Annotated in this window: 1 protein-coding gene; it reads right to left on the bottom strand. The window is 65.4% G+C overall.

Features of this window, described 5'->3' with window-relative positions:
• Positions 1–63: 63 nt before the first annotated feature.
• A protein-coding gene (locus HMPREF3105_RS06375; protein WP_101966229.1) for an IS3 family transposase occupies positions 64–1,229 on the bottom strand; the annotation gives its coding sequence in 2 pieces (ribosomal slippage) (positions 64–942 and positions 945–1,229; 1,164 coding nt in all).
• Positions 1,230–1,354 lie beyond the last annotated feature (125 nt).

The raw sequence follows: 1,354 nt of genomic DNA, 5'->3' as shown, positions 1-1,354 counted from the left end.
CACCTACCTGCAGCCAGTCCTGCGTGATCGGGACTGCCGCACCGATAGGTGACAGGTGGGGTCTTATGCCGGGAGGGTCACGGCGGGCTTCATCATGGTCTCGTACTCGATGGGGGTCAACCGCCCGAGACGGGCTTGTCGACGGCGCCGGTGATAGGTGCGCTCGGTCCAGGTGACGATCGCGATCCGTAGCTCATCCCGGGTCGTCCAGGACCGCCTGTCGAGGACGTTCTTCTGCAGCAGGGCGAAGAAGCTCTCCATGGCGGCGTTGTCCCCGGCCGCACCCACTTTGCCCATCGAGCCGACCAAGCCGTGCCGGTTGAGGGCATGGACGAATTTCCGGGATCGAAATTGCGACCCGCGGTCCGAATGAACGATGCAACCGGCCACATCCCCGCGCCGAGCAACGGCGTTCTGCAGTGCCTGGACGGCCAGCCGGGCTTTCATTCGCGAGTCGATGGAGTAGCCGACGATCCGCCCGGAGAAGACGTCTTTGATCGCGCACATGTAGAGCTTGCCCTCGGCGGTCCTGTGCTCGGTGACGTCGGTCAACCACAGCTGGTTTGAACCGCCAGCAGTGAAGTCCCGCTCCACCAGGTCATCGTGCACCGGCGGGCCCGGCTTCTTCCCGTTCTTGCCGCGCTTCTTCCCGAACACCGACCACCAGCCGTTGTCCCGGCAGATCCGCCACGCGCTGCGCTCACACATCACCTCGCCGGCTTCCTTGGCCTCATCGACCAGGAAGCGGTAGCCGAACTCCGGATCGTCCTGATGGGCGTCGAACAACGCGTTCGCCCGGTACGCCTCGGCCAGCTCGGCGTCGGTGACAGGGTCCGCCAGCCAGCGGTAGTAGGGTTGGCGGGAGAGCTTGAGCACCCGGCACGTCACCGCGACGGGGATCCCGACGGCGGCGAGCTCCTTCACGAGCGGGTGGAGCCTTTTCCCGGCAGGTTCGCCTGGGACAGGTAGGCCGCCGCCCGTCGTAGGACCTCGTTCTCCTGCTCGAGCAGGCGGATCCGCTTCTTCAGCTCACGGTTCTCGGCCGACTCGGCTTTGGTTGTCCCAGGCTTCGCGCCGTCCTCGACGTCGGCCTGGCGCATCCACTTCGACAGGGTCATCTCATGGGTGCCAAAGTCCTTGGCGATCTGCGCGAGCGTCACACCCTCTTCGCGGCTGCGGGCCACGCGCACGACGTCGTCACGGAACTCTTGGGGATAGGGAGCAGGCACAGCAACATCCTTCCAGGCCGCCCTGCGGGCAAGCCAGATCAGGTGTCACCTATTCGTGCGGCAGTCCCCATCTTGTTCCCGCTCGTCCTGATCGGCCTAGGGCGTGTCTGATAATGCTTCGAGGG

Source organism: Micrococcus sp. HMSC31B01 (assembly GCF_001816085.1).
GTDB classification, from domain to species: Bacteria; Actinomycetota; Actinomycetes; order Actinomycetales; family Micrococcaceae; genus Micrococcus; species Micrococcus luteus.
The sequence above is the reverse complement of the archived record's forward strand: the minus strand, read 5'-3'. Positions and strand labels throughout refer to the sequence as shown.